Origin of the sequence: Proteus sp. G3927, from assembly GCF_963894685.1 — a bacterium.
GTDB classification, from domain to species: Bacteria; Pseudomonadota; Gammaproteobacteria; order Enterobacterales; family Enterobacteriaceae; genus Proteus; species Proteus mirabilis.
In genome coordinates this window covers 67207-91664 of record NZ_CAWQGX010000011.1, presented here as the reverse complement: position 1 = coordinate 91664, position 24458 = coordinate 67207, and the positions used below count along the sequence as shown (strand labels likewise).

Sequence of the window (24458 nt, the reverse complement as noted above, 5' to 3'; positions counted from 1 at the left end):
TTAGGGCTGTTCTTCTTTTGATCAAATCAGTCGATTAGCAAAATAGCTGTTTTTCAACAGGAGTAATCGAGAGTAGGGATTGCCAGCTTTTAAGCGTTAACGTTGCTAACATGGCAAGACCTTCATAATAAGGGAATGCCCCTTGTAATGACAATTTCTCTAGATAGCGATAAGCCCAAGGTAATAAATGTTCAGCAAGTAGTTCAGTTAATTTTTCAGGGCGTGTTTCTGCAACCCATGCCACCATCATCACCATTAAACCAAAGTGATCTTCAGGTTCATTTTGAGTCAAGGCAATATCAATACCATTCTCCAGCATCCATTCACGTAAATCTAAGGTTGAATCACCAAATAAGACATTCTCATGATCAAGATACACCGATCCCCAAGGTGGTGCAGGTAGCGCATAAGGCCCAATAAATAAACGTTGATAGGCTTGTGCTAATGTTTCATCTTGATAGGTAGTTTGCGCCAATAATGAGGCAATGCGTTGTTTTTCTTCTTCAGAGCCATAAGGCCATTCAGTTAACCATTTGCCGCTTGAGAGTAACTCAACAATGTCACTTTTTTCAGTTGGTGGGTAATAGAAAGCAGCCCCAATAATACGGGCAGAGAGAGAAATATCTGTAATAACTTGTTGTTCCATAATATTTTTATTATCCGCTGAAATGTATATTATCTATAATAGGTTATTCCCTATATAAACATAATGACTAAGATTAAAAAAGGGTAACACAGTAAAAGAAAACCGCCATTACGGCGGTTTTTAAGGATAAATAGGTTGATTAACCTACAACAGCCATTCCTACTGTCATATGTAAGCCATAGAATACGCCACGACCAATAAATTCACCAACAAACACCAAAATAAAACCTAACACCATTAAAGAAACAGAAGGATTATTTTTGCGTAATAACGGTGCTATCCAACAAGCTAACCCTAATGTTAGGGCAATCAATTTAATGCCCATTAAAAAACCGTAATCAGGAACTAAATCAACCGCTTTTTGTACGGAGGTTTGAATTGAACCCAATTCAAAGCCTTGAGAGGTAGCCACAATAGCACTGATAATAATGGCGATGACACTTAATAGCGGTAATGCACTAATACAATTTAAGTTAAAACCGGCAATACGCATTAACAGTGCCGCTAAAATAGGGCCGCCAATAAATGCGGTTAGTACGAAGTTAACTGTGGTATAGCCATTATACCAAGTAGGTACAGTATCAATTTGATAAACTCGCGAAATAGCCGTGATAAATAGCACCGCAAGGATCATGACAACCACTAGCCACAATTTACCTAATGCAGCAGGCATTTTATTTAACACACTAATTAGCCAATATAAGCCACCTAAAGCAAAGAATGTGGCACCACTGGCAATTTCATTACTTAACGATGAATGACCAAAACGGATAAAAGAGTTAAAGGCACGCATTGGGGTTCCCATGTGGATCATGGAGAGTAAAAAACCAATCCCCATTAATAACCACAAACCAAACATGCTGTAATGCACTTTGCGATTTAACGCTTCAGGCAGTTTGCCTGAAAGAATGGCGCAACCCATAATAATAAAGGCGCCAGCCACACTTTGACCAATAACGGTAAAGAACATCAGTGGCCATTCATGTAATCCCATGCCCATCTTAAACCTCCTCTGGGTTAGCCAGATGCCCGGTGGTGTCACCTACAGGTCGGCTATTGGCATTTAATTTAAGTACAATATTCGGTTTAGTGTATTTCGCAGATGGAAGAGGGGCTATTTCAGCAAGATCACCATATTTAGCGCGTAACTCTTCAATCGGTGCCATATCTAATGCACGCAATGGGCAAGATCCGACACAAATTGGCTTTTTGCCTTCAGCAACACGCTCATAACAACCATCACATTTGGTCATGTGGCCTTTGACTTCATCAAACTGCGGTGCACCATAAGGACATGCCATATGGCAATAACGACAGCCTATACACACTTCTTCATTCACCACCACAAAACCATCTTCGCGTTTGTGCATGGCGCCACTTGGACAGACTTTTACGCAAGCCGGATCGTCACAGTGGTTACATGAAATAGATAAGTAGTAAGCAAAAACGTTTTGCGTATACACACCATCTTGCTCGGTCCAATCACCACCGGCATATTCATAAATACGGCGGAAATTGACCTCAGGGGATAAATTTTTAAAATCCTTGCACGCGAGTTCGCAGGTTTTGCAGCCGGTGCAACGACTTGAATCGATATAAAAACCATATTGCGTTGACATAACCAGACTCCTTACGCCTTGACGACTTCAACAAGATTACTGTGAGAAGGATTACCCTTAGCAAGTGGTGAAGGGCGTTGGGTCGTTAACACGTTAATGCAACCTGCATGATCAATACGGTTACTGTCTGGGTTATACCAAGCCCCTTCACTTAATCCCACAACGCCCGGCAAAATACGTGGTGTCACTTTAGCGTTGATACGTACTTCACCGCGATCGTTATAAATACGAACTAAATCGCCATGTTTGATACCACGTTTTGTAGCATCAACAGGGTTTATCCAAATTTCTTGTGGACAAGCCGCTTTTAATACATCTACGTTGCCATAAGTTGAGTGGGTACGAGCTTTATAGTGAAAACCCGTCATTTGTAATGGGTATTTATCCATAGCAGGGTCGCCATAGCTTTCAAAACCTGCGGAGTAGATTGGCAGTGGATCAATCACATCGTCTGCCGCTAATTCCCATGTCGCTTTAATTTCAGCTAATTGCGAAGAATAAATTTCAATTTTTCCTGACGGCGTTGTCAGTGGATTGTTGAGTGGATCAGCGCGGAATTCACGGTAAGCCACATGATGGCCTTGTGGATCACGTTTTTTAAAGATACCTTGTGCCCGAAATTCTTCAAAGGTAGGTAGTTCTGGTAAATTTTGACGAGATTGCTCATAAAGATGGCGTAGCCACTCTTCTTGGGTACGATTTTCGGTAAATTTCTCACCCACCCCCATACGTTTAGCAATTTCGCTGGTCATCTCATAGATATTGCGACTTTCAAAACGTGGCTTAATCGCTTGGTCAGCGAAAATCACGTAAGCCATATTCCCCGCAGAAGCATCCATACAGAAATCCATTTGCTCTGATGCCGTGCAATCTGGCAGTAAGATATCTGCATATTTTGCCGATGCGGTCATATGATTATCGATAACCACAATCATTTCGCATTTTTTATCATCTTGTAGGATTTCATGAGTACGGTTTATTTCTGAATGTTGGTTAACTAAGCAGTTCCCCGCATAGTTCCATACCATTTTAATAGGTACATCCAGTTTATCTTTACCTCGCACGCCATCACGTGTAGCGGTCATTTCAGGGCCACGTAAAATGGCATCTGTCCACATAAACATAGAAATACTGGTCGTGACAGGGTTAGTTAAGGTTGGCATACGGACAAAAGGAATGCTGTAAGAGCCTTCACGGGCACCAGTATTACCCCCGTTTATTCCCACATTACCTGTTAAGATAGCGAGCATTGCAATAGCGCGAGAGGCTAATTCGCCATTTGAACGGCGTTGTGGGCCCCAACCTTGAGTAATATAAGCCGGCTTAGCACCAGCGATTTCACGGGCTAATTTGACAATACGTGCCGCGGGAATACCGGTAATTTGTGCTGCCCATTCTGGGGTTTTGGGTTGACCATCTGCGCCATCACCTAAAATATAGGCTTTATAGTGGGCGTTTTTAGGTGCCCCTTCTGGCATCGTAGTTTCGTCGTAACCTACGCAGTATTTATCTAAGAAGGGTTTATCGACTAAATCTTCTTTGATCATGACATAAGCTAACGCATTAACTAAGGCTGCATCAGTACCTGGACGAATGGGGATCCACTCATCCTCACGACCTGCACCCGTATCAGTATAGCGAGGATCAATAATTATCATGCGAGCATCTGATTTTTCACGAGCTTGCTCAACATAATAAGTTACACCACCGCCACTCATACGTGTTTCGCCGGGATTATTACCAAACATAACAACCAATTTAGTATTTTCGATGTCTGAAGGACTATTGCCATCAGCCCATCCCCCGTAGGTGTAATTTAAGCCTGCAGCGATCTGCGCAGTACTATAATCGCCATAATGGTTGAGATAACCACCACAGCAATTCATTAAACGGGCAATAAGGGTTGCTCCTGGTGGCCAAGATTTTGTCATGGTGCCACCGAGGGTGCCTGTACCGTAATTTAGATAAATAGATTCATTGCCATAATCTTTTATCAGGCGTTTCATGGTGTCGGAAATAGTATCAAAGGCTTCATCCCAAGAGATACGTTCAAATTTACCTTCACCACGTTTACCTACGCGTTTCATGGGATAACGTAAGCGATCTGGATTATAAACACGCCGACGCATAGAGCGACCACGTAAGCAAGCTCGTACTTGATGGAACTCGTCGTAAACGTCATTGCCGGTATTGTCTGTTTCAACGTACTTAATTTCGCCATCAACGACATGCATACGCAATGGACAACGACTACCGCAATTGACGGTACATGCACTCCAGACGACTTTTTCTTTATTGGTAGAAGATGTCGGCGCTGTTTGCTCCGAAGCCATGGCTTGGCTAAAGGGGAGAGATAATCCACCCGCCGTTGCAACTAATCCACCAGCGGCTCCCACTTTGACAAAGCGTCGGCGAGATAGGGGGGTGGAAAGTAACGCCATCTCTTTGATGTTTTTCATACATTACTCACTTAATTATATTTTTAAGAAGAAAAATAAAGAGCTTATATAGAAATTATTGTTATCATTTTTGTTAATAAATAAGCACGCTAACGTAAGATAATAAAACCCAACTGTTAATGTGGATATTACTTACTTATAAAAAGTGGTAGTTGCTTTACATCAAAGAAACATGATTTATTACGAAGGTTATCAATTGTCGCCGTTTTCTTAACCCTATGTATTATTTAAAGTTAATCAATTGATTAATATTGATGTATAATTTAATACATATCGATTAATAAGAAAAAATAAACTAAATAACTAAAATAGCCCAATAGCGTCCAATTTATAATGTGTAATATACAGAATCATTAACTCATTATTTTTATCAATGATTACATCTGTGTATTTTTTATTATTGTTATTTAACAAGTGTCATTTGATATCGAGTAAACATTAAAAAATGTCGGGTAGCTTGAACTGCGTATCAATAATCTCTTATGTAATAAAACAAATAAGTCGTCAGTTAACATGGTATTTACAAAATCAACTGGTTCTAAAATAGAACATTGAAAATCAATGTACTTATAATAGACTGATTTTTCTTACGGTTAACAAACTCCTCATCAGATAAAGATTCGTTTCATCTCTCATTTTCCAGCTATCACAATTGAATTACTGTTAAAAAAATGTGATCTAAGTTGTTCGGATTTGGTTTTGCTTCCGTTTTTGGTTTTTTGTTTTGAATGTTATCGCAAAATCATCGGCTGGATATCCTTATTCTCGTATTAATGATACGGAGGCACTTTATATGTTTTCAGAAGAAAGACGACAGGAAATCTATAGCATTATTAGGGAACAGAAAAAAGTTAAAGTGGCTCAGCTAGCGGAAAGATTCAACGTCACATTAGAAACGATCCGCAGTGATTTGAAATACCTCGAAAATGAAGGGTTGATCAAACGTTGTCATGGTGGCGCCATACTAGGGAAACAAGAAATAAAAAAGATCAGTAAATTTAGTGATAGTTTTGATATCTCATGTTTACTACACGATTTATTGATCGTCAAAGAACATAAAAAGAAAACACCAGAAGGTAAAGTGTGTGTATTAGGCTCTTTTGTGGTGGACATTATTGCTAATGTTGATGCATTTCCTCGTGTAGGGGAATTGGTAAATTCAAAAGGAAACTCAATAGGTCCGGGTGGAAAAGGGACGAATCAAGCCATTTCTGCCAGTTTTTCTGATGCAAAAGTGCATTTAATTACCAAAGTCGGCGAAGATCATTTTAGTAAGTACGCTTATAAATATTTGCAAGAGAGCGGTATTGATTCATTTACTATTTTTCAAACAGAAATAGAGCCGACAGGTAGCTCAATTAGCTATTTAGCAGATAAAACCCAAAATAATATTACGGCTACCTATTTAGGCGCAAATAACACTTTTACCCTGCAAGAGGTTGATATCTCACTGCCTTATATTAGTGAAGCTGACGTGCTATTACTGCAAGGGGAAATTAATATTGATGCTAATGTGAAAGCCGCTTCTTTTGCTCATTCTATTAATAAAACCGTCATACTTAATGTCGCTCCGTATAGTGATGATTTAAAACAACTTTATTTATATGTGGATTTTATTACGTTAAACGCTTACCAAGCTTCAGATTGGTCAGGTATTGAAATTAATACGATTAATGATGCCAAGCAAGCAGTAGAGATTATTGCCGGTAACGAAAAGAAAAAAGTGATTATCTACATAGATGAATTAGGCGTGGTGTATTTTGATGGGAGGAATACTTTTCATATTCCGCCACTACCTTCTCTACGTGTTGATACGATGGCAGCAACAGATGCTTTTAATGGTGCATTTGCCTCAAAAATAGCCGCAGGAGGCACAATGCCAGAAAGTGTTTTATTTGCTAGCGCTTTCTTGTCTGCATTTATAGAACAAAAAGGGGTGACTTCAATGCCTTCACTATCACAAGTACAAGCCCGTCTTAAATTAAGAATTGAAGATATTCGACCACAAGTAATCTGCAATGAGAAAAGGTGCATATAATGAAAAAAACTCTCTTAGCTCTGACCCTATGCAGTTCTGTTTTTACTGTTCCTGCTTTTGCACAATGGCCTGAAAAACCTATTACGATTATTGTTCCTTGGGCTGCTGGTGGCAATACCGATACCGTTGCTCGTTTAGCAGCAAAAGGATTACAAGAAGAATTAGGTGTGACGGTTAATGTCGTTAATAAGACCGGAGGAAGTGGCGTTGTTGGACATGATGCTATTAAAAATGCCAAGCCAGATGGTTACACATTAGGTATTGCCACGGTTGAAATTGCGATGATGCATCATCAGGGGATGACTAATTTAACCTATCAAGATTATACCCCGATCACACGTTTAGCGGTAATCTACGGTGGATTACAAGTTGCAAAATCATCGCCTTTTAATAATGCACAAGAAATTATTGATTATGCCAAAGCCAACCCAGGGAAATTAAAAGCGTCAGGGAGTGGATTAAACTCTATCTGGCATCTTAATAATATTGGTATGTTACGTGCAGCAGGTTTACCTGATAACGCAATCCGCTTTATTCCTTCCCAAGGAGCCAGTGCGGCATTACAAGAGTTAGCTTCAGGGGGCGTTGATATTGTAACGTCTTCATTAGGTGAGGCTGACAGTATGGTCAAAGCCGGATTAGTCAAACATATGGCCATTATGTCTAATGAAAAATCGGCATTTTATCCTGATGTTCCTCTCTTTAAAGAAGCAACAGGTTATGATTGGGATTTACAAGCATGGAATATGTTAGTTGCCCCTAAAGGACTTGATAAAGAAGCACAAGATAAGCTTACCGCAGCAATGAAGAAAGTTTATGCTTCAGGTGAATTAGCTGAATTTGCTAATAAACAAGGATTTGAAGTCATTGAATTGTATGGTGATGATGCGACACAATTTATGGCCAATGAAGATAAAAAGTTTGGCGAAATTATAAAAAAATAACTGAGGAAACGGCTGATAATAGCCGTTTTTATGCCTATGCTAAATCGTCATATATTATCATTTATATTTTGCCTATTTGGATTATTTCTTATTATTTATAGCGCCTATTCATTAGGTGATTTTAGTGAATATGGTGCGGCTTTTATGCCTTCACTAATTGGTGGAGGAATGATTGTTTTTTCATTATTAGATATTTTTGCAAAAAAGCAGCAAATGGATACACCTTTGGTGACATGGCATGAAATAAAATTTGTGTTATTAATTATTGGTATCATTCTATTTTATGTGTTTTTTGCTGAATACCTTGGTTTTATTGTTACAGGATTTATTGTTATTGCACCATTAATGATGAAATACGCAAAAGTAAAACCGATATTTAGTTTCATTATTTCTGCTGGAATTGTATTAGGCGTTTACTATTTATTTACTGCTGTACTGTTAGTACCGCTACCTCAATTATTTTAATAAATAGAGAAAAACAGTATGGATATATTTATTAGCGCATTAGCTTATATTGATTACACGACAATACTTGTTGTCATAGGCGCTTGCTTATTTGGTTTATTTGTTGGAGCAATTCCGGGATTAACATCAACCATGGCAATTGCTTTAATGGTGCCTTTTACTTTCTTTCTTGATCCAATTCCTGCATTAGCACTGATGATCTCCGTAGGTGCATCCTCGATATTTGCCGGCGATATTCCAGGGGCATTATTAAATATTCCCGGAACACCCGCCTCTGCAGCTTATACTAACGATGCCCATACATTGGTTAAAGAAGGTAAAACTAATCGTGTATTAGGGATGTCATTAACAAGCTCCGTTATTGGTGGGGTGATCGGCACAATTATTTTAGCGTCAACCGCTCCGTTGTTAGCCGAGTTTGCACTTAAATTTAGCTCTTACGAATATATGTGGCTTACTTTAATTGGATTAAGCTGCGCCACTATTGTTTCTGGCGCTCAAATTAGAAAAAGTTTGCTAGCACTGTTTTTCGGTATTGCTTTAGCCACTATTGGCTACGATGAATTTACAGGACAAGCCCGTTTTACCTTTGGTGAAGTCTCTTTAATGCAAGGTGTTAGTTTTATTCCCGCCATGATAGGGCTATTTGCTATCTCTGGTGCGATTAAATATTACGTCGATCGCTGGAAAGAAAAGCAAATTAAATTAGCAGTTAATACAGATAATAGCTCATATAATATTTTTAAAGGGGTGGGAAAGGTTGTTTGCCAACGTAAAGGGGGCATTTTCCGTAGTGGTATTATTGGTACATTGATAGGTGCTTTACCCGGTGCTGGTGCCGATATCGCTGCGTGGATCTCTTATGCGGTATCTAAAAAATTATCAAAAAAACCGCAAAAGTATGGGCAAGGCTCAGAAGAAGGTATTGTTGATGCATCAGCAAGTAATAATGCTAGTTTAGCAGGAAGTTGGATACCTTCATTGGTTTTTGGTATTCCCGGTGATTCTGCGGCAGCTATTATCATTGGTGTATTGTATATGAAAGATATGCAACCTGGACCAACTCTCTTTTTATTTAATCCAGATAAACTGTACGCCGTTTTTATCATTTTCTTTATTGCGAATTTAATCTTATTACCTATAGCTTTTATTGTTGTTAATTTTTTAAAGAAAATTGTTGCTATTGATAATGCAATTCTTTATCCAGCAATTATTTTATTTAGTATTGTCGGTTCATTTGCTATTACCAATACGATGTCATCCATTGTGGTTATGATGGTGATGGGAGTTATCGGCTATTTTCTTCAACAGCGTAACTTTCCTATCTCACCGATTATATTAGGGATGATTTTAGGACCGATGCTAGAGAAGAATTTACTTTCTTCGTTGATGAAATCGGACGGAGAGCTAATTAATTTTGTTAATAGACCTATTTCAATTGTATTAGCCAGTGTTTTCCTATTAATTGTCGCTATGCAAATTAGGAGCGCATTTAAAACCAAATAACTAATAAGCTATTTATTATTTTCAAAAATATACACATATTCTATCCAATACCAGGGAAAATGCTTCTTAAATAATTAATTTTTAATTTAAGAGGGCAATATCCGTAGATAAATAAAAATATCGGGTGTTTTTATGAAAAAGATATTAAATAAACCAGAAAATTATGTTGATGAAACATTAGCTGGCTTATGCCTTGCACATAATGATATTTATCGTCAACCACAACCACGTTTAATTACGCGAGCTAACAGCTCAGATAAAGCTAAAGTGGGAATTGTTACTGGCGGAGGATCAGGGCACCTTCCCGTTTTCACCGGATATGTAGGTGAAGGTTTATTAGATGCCGCCGCAGTCGGTGATGTATTTGCCTCACCGTCAGCAGATCTAATGGCTGATGCGATACGCGCTGCGGATAATGGGCAGGGGGTATTACTGCTCTATGGTAATTATGGTGGCGATATTATGAATTTTGATATGGCTTCTGAAACGGTAGATTTTGAAGATAATATTCGATGTACAACGGTGTTAGCGACAGATGATATTGCTTCTGCAACACCAGAAGAAGCGCATAAACGTCGTGGTGTGGCTGGAATGATTTATGGTTTTAAAATGGCAGGGGCCAAAGCTCAAGAAGGGGCATCTCTTGATGAGGTGACCCGCATTGCTCAAAAAACCATGGAAAACACGCGAACAATAGGCTGTGCCTTAACATCTTGCACCTTACCCGCTGTTGGACATCCTACCTTTGAAATAGCTGACGATGAAATGGAAATGGGAATGGGGATCCACGGTGAACCAGGAATTTGGCGCGATAAATTACGTAGTGCAGATGATATTGCTGAAGAAATGTTTCAACGTTTACAAGCCGAATTATCACTAAAAAAGGGTGATAAAGTCTCAGTACTAGTCAACTCGTTAGGTGCAACGCCTTTAGAAGAACTCTATATTTTATATAATAAAGTTGTTCAACTTATTGATAATACAGGGGCGACTATCATTCACCCATTAGTCGGCCGTTATGCAACATCAATGGAAATGACCGGTGCTAGCTTAACTTTTTGTAAACTTGATGATGAGCTTGAAGCTTTATTGAATGCACCTGCTCACTGTGCATTTTGGAGAGTGTGATGATGACTAATATTACACTCGATAATATAAAACTTGCTGTACAACGTATCGCGATTGCCTGTGAACAGTCTCAAAATAGACTATGTGAAGCAGATAGCCAACTTGGTGACGGTGATTTAGGGGTAACCATGCAAAAAGGATGGCGACAAATTGCTAACGATGCCCAAGATTGGCCTGACGATTTAAGTAAAGCGCTTTTTCAATGCAGCAAATCATTACAAAAAGCCTGTGCGTCTTCTTTTGGTACTTTGCAAGCAACGGCTTTTATGGCAATGGCCAAATATTGCAAAGAAAACCACCTGCAAGAAATAGCGCTTACTGATATTTCCCCACTATTGACGGTCGCATACCAAAGCATGATGGCGAGAGGAAAAGGGGAATTAGGGCAAAAGTCAGTATTAGATATTCTTTATCATTTATCTGAAGATCTAGCGTCGATCTCATCTCTGACTGAACTAAAACCCACTGCTTTAAAAAGTATTAATAATACGCTAAATGAATTTCGCCCTAAGCCTAATTTATTGGGACGTGCCCGTATGTTCCCAGAAAAATCGATAGGATTAGACGATCCCGGTATGTTAGCGATTAACGTTATTGTTGAAGCAATTTGATTGAATAAATAAAAGGCTCTTACATGAAAAAATTATTTGGCGTTACAGTGGCGATGGTTACTCCGTTTGATTCAAATGATCATGTGGACATCAACGCGTTGTCTGCATTAACTAATATGTTGATCACTAAAGGTGTTGATTGCCTTTATCCTTGTGGCACGACCGGAGAAATGTTGCGTTTATCCGCATCAGAGCGTAAAAGTGTGGCGCAAACCGTAGTAGAGACGGCAAATAAACGTTTACCTGTTTTTATTCATGTTGGCGCAATGACGGTAACAGAAACCATTGAACTCGCCAAACATGCTGTAGAAATTGGTGCCGATGGTATTGGTGTAGTGACGCCACAATTTTTTGCTGCCACAGACAGAGAATTAGAGCACTATTTTGTGACTATCGCCAATAGCGTACCAGAAAATTTCCCAATCTATCTTTATAACATTCCACAATGTGCGGCTAATAATATCAAGCCTGAATTAGCGGCTAAAATTCAGCAACAATGCAAAAATGTGATTGGTATAAAATACAGTTTTGCCGATAACAATACGACACTTGGCTATTTAGCGGTTGCAGATAATTTTTCAGTACTTCATGGCTACGATAAATTATTCCTTGGTTTATTAGATGCAGGATGTGATGGCACGGTTTCAGGATGCGCCTGTGTTTTCCCTGAACCATTTGTGAATATGTATCAAGCCTATATTACGGGTAATTATCAAGAAGCGAAGCACTGGCAACAATTTTGTGTGAAATTTAGTGATGCTTTGAAATCAGGCGCGAACATGGCGATATTTAAGTCAGCATTAACTATGCGTGGCTTAAATGGTGGTCATATGCGTTTACCTCAACTTGATTTATTACCTGAAGAAAACCAACAATTGAAAGAAGATCTAACGCAATTATGCAAAGAAGCGGGGATCGCTTTTTCAATTAATTAACAGAGACTCAGCTTCAAAATATCTTTATTATATTAAGCAGTATAAAAAACAAGCTATACTGCTTTTTTATAATAAATAACATCTAGTTATTCAATTATTTTTGTGATAAAAAGTGACCATATTGCATAATATCGACATTGCCACCACTGATAATAATGCCAATTTTTTTGCCTTTTAACTTATCACCAAATTGACGAGCTGCAGCTAAACTTAAACAGCCTGTAGGCTCTACAATGATTTTCATTCTCTGAGCATAAAATTGCATAGCAGAAATTAGTTCTTCATCTGTTGCTGTTAAAATATCGTCTACGTTGTTGCGAATGATCTCAAAAGTATAATCGCCTAAATGCTGAGTTTGTGCGCCATCTGCAATAGTTTTTGGCGTATCAATATAAATTATCTCACCTTTGCGTAATGATTGTTGTCCGTCATTTCCCGCTAAAGGCTCAACACCAAAAATTCTACAATGTGGCGAAAGGGCTTTGGTTGATAATAATGAACCTGAAAGTAAACCACCTCCCCCTAAGGGAACAAACAGCATATCTAACTCACCAACTTCCTCGAATAACTCTTTAGCTGCAGTACCTTGACCGGCAATAACGTGAGGATGATCGTAAGGTGGTATTAAAGTTAATCCTTCTTCTTGAGCAAGCTTTTGTCCTATCTCTTCGCGATCTTGTGTATAACGGTTATATAGAATGACTCTACCACCATAGCCTTTTGTTGCTTGCATTTTAGCGGTGGGGGCATCTTCAGGCATGATAATTGTAGCTGGAATACCTAATAATTTTGCCGATAGTGCAATAGCTTGAGCATGATTACCTGATGAAAAAGTTATCACACCATTTTTGCGCTGTTCGTCCGTAAATTGTGATAATGCATTCATTGCTCCGCGAAATTTAAAAGCGCCTATGCGCTGAAAGTTTTCGCATTTAAAATAGAATTGAGCACCCGTTAACTCATTGATAGTGCGAGAGGTTAAGATAGGTGTTTTATTAAGATATGGCAAAATACGTTGATGTGCTTCAACCACATCTTGGTAAGTAGGAAGCGCTAATTTATTCATAAAGTTTGCTCCTTGATCACCATGGCTTCAATTTCAATTTTACTGCCAAAATGAAGCTCTTTTACACCCGCGACTAATCTGGCCGGTTTATGTTTACCAATCCATTTTGCATATAACTCATTGACAACAGGCCATTCGTTAATGTCTGTAATATACATCTTAACTTGGGCAATATCGGTTTTTTGTGCTTTTATTCCTATAAGGCAAGCGTTTAAATTTTCAAGCACTTGATTAATTTGAAATTCAATAGGTTTATCCGTTAATGGGACGCCGTTTTTATCTAAAGGTAATAGGCCTGAAATAAAGGACATATTATTGGCTGTAACAACATGAGAGTAGTGCCCCCCTGGCGATGAAAGAGCTTCAATATTTTGCATCACAAGATGTGAACTCATAGTATTTTCCTATTTCACTCTGGTTAGATTAAATGTATAACAACTTATACATTATGTCTAACTCTAGATCAATAGTGTAGTTTTAGCTAGTAAATCAAATAATAAATACGAGGAAATTGACGATAGCTATGATAGCTATATAGAAAGTAGTTATTAGCAAGGTAAAATTAATCGCCACTGTTTGGAGGGAAAGTAATGGCTTAATGGTGTTATTTTAACATAGATAACATAGCGTTAGCATTTGCTTTGTCGTAGGCCTTTTAAAGGTTGAAAAGAAGGTTCAATAACTTGATTGAGCCTTCTTAATGTATGCGGTTATTCGTTAATAAAGCTTAAATAGTTAAAAAGTGGCTTAAAACCAAATTTACGATATAGCGCTAGACCATCCGCTGACGCATCTAAGAAACAACGCTCGACACCTTGCTCTCGACAAAACTCTAATACGTGAGTAATTAAATGTGTGGCATAACCATTGCCTTGATAGGCAATATCCGTCCCAATATCGTCAAATCTTGCTAGTTTATCATGTAATGTCAGCGTTAATGATGATACAGGCTGCCCTGCAACTAATAATGCATAATGAAGGATCGTCGCACCATTATCTAACGCTTTTTGGTGATAACGAATATATTCATTAGTTATCGTATCGTCACCAACAGGAAAGGCGGTTTTCAATGGTTGCGCCCACTGTTTAAGATCATGGTTAGTTAAAATAATATCGCACGGGTTATTTTTATAGGGGGGATAAGTCGCATCAGACAATGAGAGATACATAGCGGTTGTCATACCGTCACCCGTATAACCTGCTTTTTTTATTATCTCTTCAAATTCAGGCAACAGAGATTCCGGCAGAACCAGCATGTGACCTTTTTTTTGCGAGGAGAACAGCGTACTTGCTTGTTGGAAAGTATTTTCGCTAGCGCCTTGGCGAAGGTAGATAAAATTAAAAATAGGCGCGTCCATCGGTGTCATAAAGCAGTGGGTATGATCACCAATACGAATATTGTTTTCACATATCTCTGACCAAAACGCTTTTTCTATAATTTTAAACTCTTTATACAGTTGTGCATCCATAATGGTTCTCTAGATAAATCATGATAAGCGATAAGAGGCTAACAGAGGATCCGCTTGTGTAGATTAATTTGGTTCAACTTACTCACCTAATAAAAGTGACAGTGTCACCAATGTGTCTGTTGCTACATGTAAATCTTTTAGCAAATAGGACATCGGGCTATAATCGATGTTCCATCTTTAGTAGTCGTTGCTGAGCAATTATAGCCTTTTTATCATACGTTTTCCGGTATCACTAAAGTTACCATAAAAAGTCATCTTAGTGGCTTAGCATTTGCTCAGGGTGATGTATATCACTAATTTCAATGTAATATGTGTAAGATTACGTTATCGGTAATCTACAATAGGGATAGATCTACTAAAGAATAATCACTTTGGTAAATCCTTGTGAATATTATACTCACTTTATGTGCTAAAAAATGCAAAATTTATAAAAAATAATTATTTTTCATAAAGATATATGGTTATTTCTATATAAAAAATGGCTTATAACAGTGATTCTCATCACAAAGAGATAAATAGACTATAACATTAACGATACAATAGGTTGTTCTCCCCATAAATAACCAAAAACCCAGCCAATAATTCTTATTAAAATGATTTATTAAGAATTTTATCTATATAAAAAAAGCAATTTCAGCACCATACTATTACCCGCATTCAAACCAGTCATATAATCCAAACATAAATGAAAAAATGAATCATTAGACTATATTTAAGCTCTAAAACCAGTTTAATTTACTTATTTATCGTTAAATATAAGTTTATTGTTTTACAAAAAAATTAATATCGATATGATAGCCCACATATACAGCATATTATTTTTTTAAAAAAGGCGTCATATGTTAGAAAGTATTGGTATTTCAAATATTTGGACATACCTTTTAGGCGTTATTTTTATTACACTAGTACCAGGTCCAAATTCAATTTTCGTCCTAACTTCGAGTGCGAAGCATGGCGTGAAAGGGGGGTATAAAGCCGCTCTTGGTGTTTTTACGGGTGATGCATTATTAATCTTTTTGGCATTTTTGGGGGTTGCTTCATTAGTCAAGACTTCACCCGTTTTCTTTATTGTGATCAAGTATGCCGGTGCACTTTATTTAACCTATTTAGGTTTAAAAACACTCTATGCGACATTCCATAAGAAAAAAGAGCAGCCGGAACAGGTTGCAGTAGAGGTTGTAAAAGCGAAAAATGGCTTATATATCAAAGCGCTTTTCTTAAGTTTATTAAATCCAAAAATGATCATCTTTTATGTGTCATTTTTTATTCAATTTATTGATCCTAAATATGAAAATGCAGGGGTTCCCTTTTTTGTATTAGGTGTAATATTAGAAATATGTAGCATGCTTTACTTATCTGTACTTATTTTTGGTGGCGTTGCTATTACTAATAAGGTTAAGCATAACAAACGATTAGCATCATTATCGAATAGTTGCATTGGTGCTGTGTTCTTATTATTTGGTGCCAAACTCGCTTTAACGGCTTAACAGATTGATAAGATTGATGAAAAGGTCACATTTTATGGTGACCTTTTTTTTATACGAAATTTGTATATGATGAGAATGAGCTAAATGATAACAAGGCCACCTTATGAAAAATATCGTTGTAAAAGATCTGAAAACACTGGAAGAGATTTATGGTCACCCCGCCGAACCATCGGTCTTAAAAGAAGTGGATTTTATTCACCCCCTTTATCGCCCTTATATTGAAGCTACACCATTTGTTGCATTAGCCACTTATAGTGCTGATGGTATGGATGTTTCTCCTCGTGGCGATGAGCCCGGTTTTATTCATATTGAAGACGACCATACTTTATTATTACCCGATAGACGTGGTAATAACCGCATTGATAGCATGCGCAATTTGTTAATTAATCCCGCGATTGCTTTATTAGTGCTAGTCCCTGGCATTAATGAAACATTACGAATTAATGGTCATGCAGAAATTTTAATAGATGAAGAAACACTCGCACGCTTTAAATATAACAATGCACTACCTCGCTCAGTCTTGCGCATCCATGTTGAGCGCGTATTTTTCCAATGTGGTAGGGCACTTATTCGTTCAGGTTTGTGGGAAAACAAATATTTAGCTGATAAATCAACTATTCCAGCACCGGGACAAATATTGAAATCCATTTCTCATCAACAATTTGATGGTGATAAATATGATGCACAATTGCCTGAACGTATTATGAAAACATTATATTAATCATATAGTTTGCTCTTTTTATATTAACATTTGCTAAAAAGAGCAAGAAACAGAGTGCATAATGGGGGGAAGTGCACGCTATACTGTTTTAATAAATACCTTAATTAGTAGCGTGATTTTATGTATTTTCAGTATGGTGAAAAAGAGATCTCTTTTTTAAAACAAAAAGATAAGCGTCTAGCCGCGGTAATGGAAAGAATAGGGGAAATTAAACGTCCACTTACTCCTGATTTATTTACCGCATTAATTAAAAATATTATTGAACAGCAAATTTCTGTTGTGGCTGCTACCACGGTTCAGCAACGCTTACTTACCCTATGTGATGGTATTTATACTCCTGCACATATTGCTAGTTTATCAGAGCAAGATATTCAGCAATGTGGAATGACAATGCGTAAAGCCGGCTATATTAAAGGTATCGCAGACTCAGTTATAAATCATACGTTAGATTTAGACCAAATCCCCGCTATGTCTGATAAAGCGGTGATCAATACCCTGATAAAATTAAAAGGTATTGGTATTTGGACAGCTGAAATGTTATTAATTTCATCACTTAATCGTCCTGATATTTTAAGTTGGGGGGATTTAGCTATTCAGCGTGGTATCATGCGTTTATATCGCCATCAAAGCTTAGATAGAACACGCTTTGAACGCTATCGTAAACGTTATTCTCCTTATGGTTCAACGGCTTCACTCTATTTATGGGCATTATCTAAAGAAAGCGCAGACTAAAGAGCAATAATCGGAGTGATCTAAATAGAAGTTTATTGATAATGGACTTCATCCAGCATACATAAATGTAGGAACTAAAATGGAAAAGAGACATTATCAACTTATTGAACAAGCCTGCCGTTTTATTGAAGAAAATCAGGGTGATGTTTCTCTTGCCGACATCGCCGCACATATTCAATCCAGCCCATATTATTTCCATCGACGATTTAAATCTATAATGGGAATTACACCTAAAGAGTATGCGAATGCTTATCGGCACAAACTAATTAAGAAAGCATTAGCTGGCGATAAAACAATTACAGATGCGATATATCAATCAGGCTTTAATGCGAATAGCCGATTTTATGAAAATGCGACAGCCATATTAGGTATGACGCCAACCCATTGGCGCAATGGTGGACAAAATATCGTGATTTTTTTTGCTGTAGGGATCTGCTCATTAGGCCATATCCTTGTAGCTCAAAGTGAAAAGGGCATTTGTGCGATAACACTTGGCGATGATCCTGCGTGTTTATTAGATGAATTACAAAAACAATTTCCTCAAGCTGAACTTGTTGGTGCAAACCAAGAGTTTGAAAAATTGATTGCCCAAGTCATTGGTTTTGTTGAACTGCCAACACAACCTTTGGCATTACCACTTGATATTCAAGGAACAGTATTTCAACAAAAAGTTTGGCGGGCATTATTAGATATTCCTTTTGGTTGTACCATGACATATCAAGAAATTGCTCAAAAAATTGGTTCGCCAAAATCTTATCGAGCAGTGGCGAATGCCTGTGCATCAAATAAACTAGCAGTGGCGATCCCTTGCCATCGAGTTATCAGACAAAATGGTGAAATATCTGGATATCGTTGGGGGATTGAGCGCAAAGAAAAATTATTACAAAGAGAAAAATCCCTTCATCATCAGCATGATAGATTGGCTATTAGCAAGAGCGATTAACCGTTATAATAAACATAATATCAATTTATAACAGATGAAATAAAATGGCATCAACAGCGATTGTACCAACAGATATTACATTTTTTGAGCGTTTAATCCCTTCAATTTTAGCTGGTATTAAAGTGATCACAATTAGGGATGAAGCAGAAAGCCACTATAAACCAAACACTATTGTTGATTTATTATCTAATGAACATGGCACTTATTATGGAAAGTTACAAATTATTTCTGTATCACCCTTAAATTTTAATGAGATAAATGAATTTCATGCTCAACAAGAGGGTATGAGTTTGCCTACTTTAAAGGCCTTAATTAAAGACATTTATCCTACAACGGAAAATCTTTATTTAATAGAATATAAATTAATACAATAAGTAGTTCTCTCTTATTAGTTAATACCAATAAAAGCGGAGGAGTCCCTCCGCTTTGTATTATAACTTAAAATCAATAGGTTAATCGTTAGAAAAATTAAGCTAAATCAAGTTGTTGCTTTAAGATCTCTATTTCTGCTTGCCATTGAGCCTGTAATATAGGCTTTTGATGAGCAGATTTTCTTGCTAAATCAGCATTCAATTTATCTTCAAGTGCTATCAATTTCATTAGCAATTCATCTTCATTATGATGTTTTACTATTTCAACAGATGGAGCATGATGGCCATTTTGCTCATTAGAGACCGATGACATATCTTGTTGAGAAATAAGCTGATAAATTGTTTCAATATCATGATGTTCGCTAAGAATACCATTGTGAATATACCAAAAACGATTACAGCTTTTCTCTATCAATTCTCTATCATGGCTGACGAGTAAAATTCCCCCTGAAAATCGTTGAATTTGCTCAGCTAATGCCTGTTTACCTTCCATATCAAGATGGTTTGTTGGTTCATCTAGCATTAATAATGAATATTTTGCCAAACTGAGACCAATAAAAAGTAAACGAGCTCGTTCACCACCACTTAATGACTTTACTTGCTGATTATGGCGAGAATAAACAAAACCTGCATTTATTAATGCCATTTTCCTTTGCTCATCTAATAGCGGTGCAAAGGGCTTTAGTGCATCGGCAAGGGTATCATTATCATTAAGTTGTGCGAGGCTTTGATCGTAATAACCTAACTCAACTCTGGGATGAAGCCTGATCATATTTTCTGTTGATGTGGTTGAACCATGAAATGATGACCAAATCATTTTTAATAATGATGACTTACCTGTCCCATTAGCACCAACAATAGCGACTCGATCACCACTTTTGATCCGTTGATTATCGATGGTATATAAAATCGGTGCATCTGGCGCAGGGATCATTGAAAGCTGATGCAGCTCAAGCAATCTATCTGCCCGTAATATTGTTCCTGATAACTGTAACGTCCATTGATTGCCTTCTGTTACATCGACTTGTTCGTCTTTTAAACGAACAATTTGTTTTTCCATTTGTTTGGCTTTACGTGACAAACTTTCGTTATCATACACTTTTCCCCAGATGGCCAATTGCTTCGCACTTTGTGCAATACGATCTATCTCTTTTTGTTGTGCATCACAACGATGTTGCGCACTGATATCTTGTGCTTCTTGCTCTTGTCTTGCCTGAGAGCAGGGCAAGCGAAAAACAGATAGGGTTTTATCACGAATGATCCACGTACAATTGGTCACTTTATCTAACAACCTATTGTCATGTGAAACAAGAATAAAACTTCCTCGCCACTGTGTTAAAAATGTTTCTAACCACAAGATAGTCGGTAGATCTAAGTGGTTACTTGGCTCATCTAATAGCAGTAAGTCTGGTTGTAAAATCAATGCTCTCGCAAGTAATAAACGAGTATGTTGACCACCACTTAATTGTGAGACTAATAGATTGATTTCATTGGCTTTAAATCCCATTTCACTTAATAATAATTCACTGCGCCAACTTTCAGATATGCGTAGCTCTTCAGGTAATTTATGAAGAACCGCATCAATGAGACGCATTGACTGTAGCTCACTTGGTAACTGTTGTTCGACATAAGCCATAATGACTTGATTGGCGATAGTAATAGAACCATCTGTTGGTATTAATTGGTGTGATAAAAGTTTTAATAGGGTACTTTTTCCACAACCGTTGTAGCCAATTAAACCAATTTTCTCACCTTTAGTGAGTGCCAAAGAAATATTACTCAGCAATATACCGTGATTATTATGAAAAGAGAGATTTTGTGTAGATAATAATGTGCTCATAGCTTACTCATTTTTTAAGCATAAAAATGCTTTGGGTAATATCACGCGATAACCCAGTAAGCTGAGGAGAGGTAATAGTTAACGTCGCTCAGGCAGGTTAACGCAGTAAAGAACTGTGAAAGCCTGAGCTATGGCGATTACCAAAGAAGTGTGAGTATTCAACAAGATCACACAACAACATAATTAGCCTCCTTTTAAAATTTATCAGTTAATCGGTAAAGTGAGTTTAGCAAGACAGGTTTCTTGATTGCAAGAATGTAATGATGAGAAACCGTGTCTTTTTGTGTGAAAGAGAAGGGAATAGGCGTTGCTGAATTAATATCAAAAATAGCTATTTTTTGCACACTAAATCATAGAATTTCATCATTTTATCGTAAATTTTCCTAGATAAGAACTATCTCCCTACATTGCGTGTTTTTATCATGATATATTGCTATTTATTCGCTATAGCTGTCCTATAAAAGGTTAGAAAATGAGTAAATTAAGAGTCGCTATTATTTTTGGTGGAAAATCAACCGAGCACCAAGTTTCATTACAATCAGCAAAAAATATTATCAATGAATTAGATCGAACGAAATTCGACCTTTGTTTAATTGGGATTAATGAACAAGGGCAATGGCATGAATATGCTGAAGACAATTATTTAATTAATAGCGATAACCCCTCAACTATCTCATTAAGCCAACCTTTGCGTCCAGTGGCTATTATTCCTGGCAGTACCCGTCAGCAATTTATCTCTTTAACTGATGGGCAACCTCTTGCACAAATAGATGTTGTATTTCCTATTGTGCATGGTGCTTATGGTGAAGATGGCACCCTACAAGGACTATTACATATGATTGATATGCCATATGTAGGCCCTAATATCATGAGTTCTGCAGCATGTATGGATAAAGATATCACTAAGCGCTTACTGGATGATGCAGGATTAGCGGTTGCACCATTTATTACACTGATGGCTCACCAATTAAATGATATTTCCTATAATGAAGTTGTTGAACAATTAGGGCTCCCTTTATTTATTAAACCAGCAAATTTAGGTTCTTCTGTTGGTATCAGCAAAGTCAATAATGAAGCCGAGTTTAATGCTGCCTTATCCATGGCATTTGAATATGATCTTAAAGTAATTATCGAAAGTGCTATTGTTGGCCGTGAAATAGAGTGTGCCGTTTTAGGTAATGAAGAGCCTGAAGTTAGCCCTTGTGGTGAAATTGTGTTAAATGATGCTTTTTATGCTTATAACACAAAATACATTGATGACGATGGTGCAAAAGTAGTAGTACCTGCTGATTTAGATAATGCGATTAGCTTACATATTCGCCAAACGGCATTGAAAGCTTACCAAGTTTTAAACTGTTTAGGTATGTCGCGCGTTGATGTATTCTTAACCGAAGATAATCAAGTTATTATCAACGAAATTAATACCTTACCAGGTTTTACTAATATCAGTATGTATCCTAAACTGTGGCAAAGTACGGGATTAGATTATCAATCACTCATCACGAAATTAATTGAATTAGCGCTAGAACATCATAAAAAAACAGCCGTATTAAAAACTAAGTGTGAGCTTTAATCACAATAATACTCTAACAGCGAAGTGAGGTTCAGATGAAAATTACACACCTTGATCATTTAGTATTAACCGTGGCTGATATCGAGGCGAGTTGTCATTTTTATCATAATGTATTGGGTTTTGAGATAATTACCTTTAAACAAGGGCGTAAAGCCCTTGCTTTTGGTCATCAAAAAATCAATCTTCATCAGCTAGGAAAAGAGTTTTTGCCTAAAGCTGCTAAACCAACGGCAGGCTCTGCGGATTTATGTTTTATTACTGAAACGCCATTGTTAGACGTGATAGAGCATATAAACCAGCAGGGTATCAATATAGAAGAGGGTCCTGTACCAAGAACAGGGGCTACAGGGCCTATTATGTCAGTTTACTTACGTGATCCAGATAATAACTTATTGGAAATTGCTAATATTATTGAATAGATTAACCACATATTCTAAATAAAATATAATAATATTTAGCTAAAAAGCTATAAGTGTTCTTTTTAGCTTAAATATTCTAAATTATTTATATTCAAAAAATGAACCCTCCAAATATGATAGTAATAAATAGACCTATTTGTGGCTATTTTCGCCTGATTAAAATAAAAAATAATAGATATAATTTAATGATATAGCCTTTCTTATTATAATAATGTTAGCATTATTCAATTATTTTTCAGGTAACAATGGATGGTATGATGAAAAAAGTTATTTTTGTAAGTGCAATATCAGGGGGGATCTTATTTTGGTCAATACATTTACAAGCGGATAATTTTGATTGTCGTAATGCGGAAACACAAACAGAAATTAACCAATGTGCATACCAAGATTTTCAACAAAAAGATGAAGAGCTGTCACAAATTTATCAACAATATTATGCGAAATTAGAAACTAAACGACAACAACAGTTACAGCATGCACAGTCAGTTTGGATGACATTTCGTGACCTCTCATGTCAATATGAGGCGGACTATTACCAAGGTGGCAGTTTGGCTCCGATGGTTTACAGTAGCTGCTTAAAAGATAAAACCATAGAAAGAATTAATGATCTGAAAAACTATATTGCCTTATATTAAGACTAAAGAACTTCTTATCTTGAAAATAGGCTACTCATTTTAAAAGTATTGTTTTTTATCAAAATCTATCGTTTTTATTTATATAAAATTATTATTTTTGTATTATTTTGAAACATTAAATAACTTGACTAATTCCACCTGTAAAGTACTCTAAATTATAAAGTAGCAATTAAAAATAGAAGATATGATATGAATATAATGACGAAATTAGGCGCAGCAGTATTGCTTACATCCTTATCCACTATTGCTATTTCTGCAGATATAAAACTAACATACGGTATTAATTTGATTGATTTTAACGGTGATGGTGTAAAAGATATTGTCGTTAAATCTAAGCGTATATTAAATGATGCATCATCAATTAATATGGTCACGGTTTATATAAAAGATGCAGATGAACAAGTTTATATTGTACCTTCAATTTATGATAATGCTCTTAGCTTATTTGATAATAAAGCTGAAAACAGCGATATTAAAATCTCTAACTTCAAATTTATAGAGAAAAAAAATCAAGTTATCTTAGTGAGCGGTGAGAAAATAGGTAATGATATGTTACAATCAACACCTATACGTTTTTCAAGTTACACTATCACGAAACAAGATAAACAATATAAATGGGCATTTTCTGCATATTGCGTAACCAATTCTACTTATCTTAATGTTGATGATGCTTTTGTTGATCCCTGCATAAATAAATTAATTCGAGATTGATACACGCATAGGTTGTAAATGCGTTGACTTTATTGAATTATTTTTCTTTTTAATATCAACCAATTACCTTATTTCCTCTCATATACCTCTCTTTATATAGTACGATCACTTGTATCATTTGGCATTCCTTGTTATTAATC

24 protein-coding genes are annotated in these 24458 nt (G+C 36.8%); 16 read left to right on the top strand and 8 right to left on the bottom strand.

All coding sequences use genetic code 11. The features are described 5' to 3' along the window. Window positions 1-34: 34 nt before the first annotated feature. The 4 genes from dmsD to dmsA all read right to left on the bottom strand — a co-directional run bounded on the left by dmsD (window position 35) and on the right by dmsA (window position 4724). Window positions 35-646: a Tat proofreading chaperone DmsD gene (gene dmsD, locus AACV00_RS04015; protein WP_004242890.1), complete on the bottom strand. Its 612-nt coding sequence runs from the start codon at window positions 644-646 to the stop codon at window positions 35-37. A 139-nt stretch (window positions 647-785) separates the two neighbouring features. Beyond that, entirely contained in the window at window positions 786-1646 is an 861-nt protein-coding gene (locus AACV00_RS04010) for a DmsC/YnfH family molybdoenzyme membrane anchor subunit (RefSeq protein ID WP_004242891.1), read from the bottom strand. A gap of 1 nt (window position 1647) precedes the next feature. Further along, window positions 1648-2265: a DMSO/selenate family reductase complex B subunit gene (locus AACV00_RS04005; protein WP_004242892.1), complete on the bottom strand. Its 618-nt coding sequence runs from the start codon at window positions 2263-2265 to the stop codon at window positions 1648-1650. 11 nt (window positions 2266-2276) lie between these two features. Then, complete coding sequence (dmsA, locus tag AACV00_RS04000; protein WP_143475438.1) at window positions 2277-4724, bottom strand: dimethylsulfoxide reductase subunit A; 2448 nt, start codon at window positions 4722-4724, stop codon at window positions 2277-2279. Between the two features lie 793 nt (window positions 4725-5517). Here dmsA and AACV00_RS03995 point away from each other — a divergent pair. From AACV00_RS03995 to AACV00_RS03965, 7 genes are all read left to right on the top strand, one after another. Beyond that, a complete protein-coding gene (locus AACV00_RS03995; protein WP_004242894.1) occupies window positions 5518-6762 on the top strand; it encodes a PfkB family carbohydrate kinase in 1245 nt (414 codons plus the stop codon). Then, window positions 6762-7706: a tripartite tricarboxylate transporter substrate binding protein gene (locus AACV00_RS03990; protein WP_004242895.1), complete on the top strand. Its 945-nt coding sequence runs from the start codon at window positions 6762-6764 to the stop codon at window positions 7704-7706. Before AACV00_RS03995 ends, AACV00_RS03990 begins: the two co-directional genes overlap by 1 nt. 30 nt (window positions 7707-7736) lie before the next feature. After that, window positions 7737-8171 (top strand): tripartite tricarboxylate transporter TctB family protein, encoded by a 435-nt coding sequence (locus AACV00_RS03985; protein WP_012367913.1) that lies wholly within the window; start codon window positions 7737-7739, stop codon window positions 8169-8171. A gap of 18 nt (window positions 8172-8189) precedes the next feature. Next, window positions 8190-9677 (top strand): tripartite tricarboxylate transporter permease, encoded by a 1488-nt coding sequence (locus tag AACV00_RS03980; protein WP_004248045.1) that lies wholly within the window; start codon window positions 8190-8192, stop codon window positions 9675-9677. A gap of 132 nt (window positions 9678-9809) precedes the next feature. Beyond that, a complete protein-coding gene (locus AACV00_RS03975; RefSeq protein ID WP_004248047.1) occupies window positions 9810-10805 on the top strand; it encodes a dihydroxyacetone kinase subunit DhaK in 996 nt (331 codons plus the stop codon). Continuing rightward, window positions 10805-11416, top strand: coding sequence for a dihydroxyacetone kinase subunit L (locus AACV00_RS03970; RefSeq protein ID WP_004242903.1), 612 nt, complete (start codon window positions 10805-10807; stop codon window positions 11414-11416). Before AACV00_RS03975 ends, AACV00_RS03970 begins: the two co-directional genes overlap by 1 nt. 23 nt (window positions 11417-11439) lie before the next feature. Further along, window positions 11440-12351, top strand: coding sequence for a dihydrodipicolinate synthase family protein (locus tag AACV00_RS03965; RefSeq protein WP_004248048.1), 912 nt, complete (start codon window positions 11440-11442; stop codon window positions 12349-12351). 94 nt (window positions 12352-12445) lie between these two features. Here AACV00_RS03965 and AACV00_RS03960 read toward each other — a convergent pair whose 3' ends face one another. From AACV00_RS03960 to AACV00_RS03950, 3 genes are all read right to left on the bottom strand, one after another. Continuing rightward, window positions 12446-13417, bottom strand: coding sequence for a threo-3-hydroxy-L-aspartate ammonia-lyase (locus AACV00_RS03960; protein WP_004251225.1), 972 nt, complete (start codon window positions 13415-13417; stop codon window positions 12446-12448). After that, the gene (locus AACV00_RS03955; protein WP_036905679.1) at window positions 13414-13812 is read right to left on the bottom strand and encodes a RidA family protein; all 399 of its coding nucleotides are present in this window, start codon (window positions 13810-13812) and stop codon (window positions 13414-13416) included. Before AACV00_RS03955 ends, AACV00_RS03960 begins: the two co-directional genes overlap by 4 nt. A gap of 315 nt (window positions 13813-14127) precedes the next feature. Next, a complete protein-coding gene (locus AACV00_RS03950) occupies window positions 14128-14886 on the bottom strand; it encodes a GNAT family N-acetyltransferase (protein WP_004242909.1) in 759 nt (252 codons plus the stop codon). An 839-nt stretch (window positions 14887-15725) separates the two neighbouring features. Here AACV00_RS03950 and leuE point away from each other — a divergent pair. The 5 genes from leuE (at window position 15726) to yqfB (ending at window position 19143) form a co-directional block, all read left to right on the top strand. Then, entirely contained in the window at window positions 15726-16373 is a 648-nt protein-coding gene (leuE, locus tag AACV00_RS03945) for a leucine efflux protein LeuE (protein ID WP_004248051.1), read from the top strand. 103 nt (window positions 16374-16476) lie between these two features. Further along, a complete protein-coding gene (locus AACV00_RS03940; RefSeq protein ID WP_036905677.1) occupies window positions 16477-17094 on the top strand; it encodes a pyridoxamine 5'-phosphate oxidase family protein in 618 nt (205 codons plus the stop codon). Between the two features lie 120 nt (window positions 17095-17214). Next, window positions 17215-17826 carry a DNA-3-methyladenine glycosylase family protein gene (locus tag AACV00_RS03935; protein WP_036905674.1) on the top strand — a complete coding sequence of 204 codons (612 nt, stop codon included), beginning with the start codon at window positions 17215-17217 and terminating at the stop codon, window positions 17824-17826. Between the two features lie 79 nt (window positions 17827-17905). Further along, complete coding sequence (locus AACV00_RS03930; RefSeq protein ID WP_036918307.1) at window positions 17906-18769, top strand: methylated-DNA--[protein]-cysteine S-methyltransferase; 864 nt, start codon at window positions 17906-17908, stop codon at window positions 18767-18769. 44 nt (window positions 18770-18813) lie between these two features. Beyond that, complete coding sequence (gene yqfB, locus AACV00_RS03925) at window positions 18814-19143, top strand: N(4)-acetylcytidine aminohydrolase (protein ID WP_004248055.1); 330 nt, start codon at window positions 18814-18816, stop codon at window positions 19141-19143. 94 nt (window positions 19144-19237) lie between these two features. On the opposite strand, the gene AACV00_RS03920 is transcribed toward yqfB, so the two are convergent. Then, a complete protein-coding gene (locus tag AACV00_RS03920; RefSeq protein ID WP_161679984.1) occupies window positions 19238-20980 on the bottom strand; it encodes an ABC-F family ATP-binding cassette domain-containing protein in 1743 nt (580 codons plus the stop codon). Window positions 20981-21452: 472 nt separating this feature from the next. Between AACV00_RS03920 and ddlA the strand changes: the two genes are divergently transcribed. The 4 genes from ddlA to AACV00_RS03900 all read left to right on the top strand — a co-directional run bounded on the left by ddlA (window position 21453) and on the right by AACV00_RS03900 (window position 24318). Beyond that, window positions 21453-22553, top strand: a complete 1101-nt coding sequence (gene ddlA, locus AACV00_RS03915) for a D-alanine--D-alanine ligase (RefSeq protein ID WP_004242920.1) — start codon at window positions 21453-21455, stop codon at window positions 22551-22553. A 35-nt stretch (window positions 22554-22588) separates the two neighbouring features. Continuing rightward, window positions 22589-22972 (top strand): VOC family protein, encoded by a 384-nt coding sequence (locus AACV00_RS03910; protein WP_004242922.1) that lies wholly within the window; start codon window positions 22589-22591, stop codon window positions 22970-22972. A gap of 257 nt (window positions 22973-23229) precedes the next feature. Beyond that, window positions 23230-23607 carry a lysozyme inhibitor LprI family protein gene (locus tag AACV00_RS03905; RefSeq protein WP_223231925.1) on the top strand — a complete coding sequence of 126 codons (378 nt, stop codon included), beginning with the start codon at window positions 23230-23232 and terminating at the stop codon, window positions 23605-23607. 189 nt (window positions 23608-23796) lie between these two features. Further along, complete coding sequence (locus tag AACV00_RS03900; protein WP_004242928.1) at window positions 23797-24318, top strand: carbapenem self-resistance protein CarG family protein; 522 nt, start codon at window positions 23797-23799, stop codon at window positions 24316-24318. Window positions 24319-24458: the final 140 nt, after the last annotated feature.

Excerpts from the sequence above, each read along its gene's own strand:
- ddlA (WP_004242920.1), top strand. The coding sequence starts at position 21,453 with ATGAGTAAATTAAGAGTCGCTATTATTTTTGGTGGAAAATCAACCGAG.
- dmsA (WP_143475438.1), bottom strand. The coding sequence starts at position 4,724 with ATGAAAAACATCAAAGAGATGGCGTTACTTTCCACCCCCCTATCTCGC.
- AACV00_RS03970 (WP_004242903.1), top strand. The coding sequence starts at position 10,805 with ATGATGACTAATATTACACTCGATAATATAAAACTTGCTGTACAACGT.
- AACV00_RS03960 (WP_004251225.1), bottom strand. The coding sequence starts at position 13,417 with ATGAATAAATTAGCGCTTCCTACTTACCAAGATGTGGTTGAAGCACAT.
- leuE (WP_004248051.1), top strand. The coding sequence starts at position 15,726 with ATGTTAGAAAGTATTGGTATTTCAAATATTTGGACATACCTTTTAGGC.
- AACV00_RS03975 (WP_004248047.1), top strand. The coding sequence starts at position 9,810 with ATGAAAAAGATATTAAATAAACCAGAAAATTATGTTGATGAAACATTA.
- AACV00_RS03900 (WP_004242928.1), top strand. The coding sequence starts at position 23,797 with ATGAATATAATGACGAAATTAGGCGCAGCAGTATTGCTTACATCCTTA.
- dmsD (WP_004242890.1), bottom strand. The coding sequence starts at position 646 with ATGGAACAACAAGTTATTACAGATATTTCTCTCTCTGCCCGTATTATT.
- yqfB (WP_004248055.1), top strand. The coding sequence starts at position 18,814 with ATGGCATCAACAGCGATTGTACCAACAGATATTACATTTTTTGAGCGT.
- AACV00_RS03995 (WP_004242894.1), top strand. The coding sequence starts at position 5,518 with ATGTTTTCAGAAGAAAGACGACAGGAAATCTATAGCATTATTAGGGAA.
- AACV00_RS03920 (WP_161679984.1), bottom strand. The coding sequence starts at position 20,980 with ATGAGCACATTATTATCTACACAAAATCTCTCTTTTCATAATAATCAC.
- AACV00_RS03965 (WP_004248048.1), top strand. The coding sequence starts at position 11,440 with ATGAAAAAATTATTTGGCGTTACAGTGGCGATGGTTACTCCGTTTGAT.
- AACV00_RS03955 (WP_036905679.1), bottom strand. The coding sequence starts at position 13,812 with ATGAGTTCACATCTTGTGATGCAAAATATTGAAGCTCTTTCATCGCCA.
- AACV00_RS03940 (WP_036905677.1), top strand. The coding sequence starts at position 16,477 with ATGAAAAATATCGTTGTAAAAGATCTGAAAACACTGGAAGAGATTTAT.
- AACV00_RS03905 (WP_223231925.1), top strand. The coding sequence starts at position 23,230 with ATGAAAAAAGTTATTTTTGTAAGTGCAATATCAGGGGGGATCTTATTT.
- AACV00_RS03935 (WP_036905674.1), top strand. The coding sequence starts at position 17,215 with ATGTATTTTCAGTATGGTGAAAAAGAGATCTCTTTTTTAAAACAAAAA.
- AACV00_RS03985 (WP_012367913.1), top strand. The coding sequence starts at position 7,737 with ATGCCTATGCTAAATCGTCATATATTATCATTTATATTTTGCCTATTT.
- AACV00_RS03980 (WP_004248045.1), top strand. The coding sequence starts at position 8,190 with ATGGATATATTTATTAGCGCATTAGCTTATATTGATTACACGACAATA.
- AACV00_RS03990 (WP_004242895.1), top strand. The coding sequence starts at position 6,762 with ATGAAAAAAACTCTCTTAGCTCTGACCCTATGCAGTTCTGTTTTTACT.
- AACV00_RS03950 (WP_004242909.1), bottom strand. The coding sequence starts at position 14,886 with ATGGATGCACAACTGTATAAAGAGTTTAAAATTATAGAAAAAGCGTTT.
- AACV00_RS04010 (WP_004242891.1), bottom strand. The coding sequence starts at position 1,646 with ATGGGCATGGGATTACATGAATGGCCACTGATGTTCTTTACCGTTATT.
- AACV00_RS04005 (WP_004242892.1), bottom strand. The coding sequence starts at position 2,265 with ATGTCAACGCAATATGGTTTTTATATCGATTCAAGTCGTTGCACCGGC.
- AACV00_RS03910 (WP_004242922.1), top strand. The coding sequence starts at position 22,589 with ATGAAAATTACACACCTTGATCATTTAGTATTAACCGTGGCTGATATC.
- AACV00_RS03930 (WP_036918307.1), top strand. The coding sequence starts at position 17,906 with ATGGAAAAGAGACATTATCAACTTATTGAACAAGCCTGCCGTTTTATT.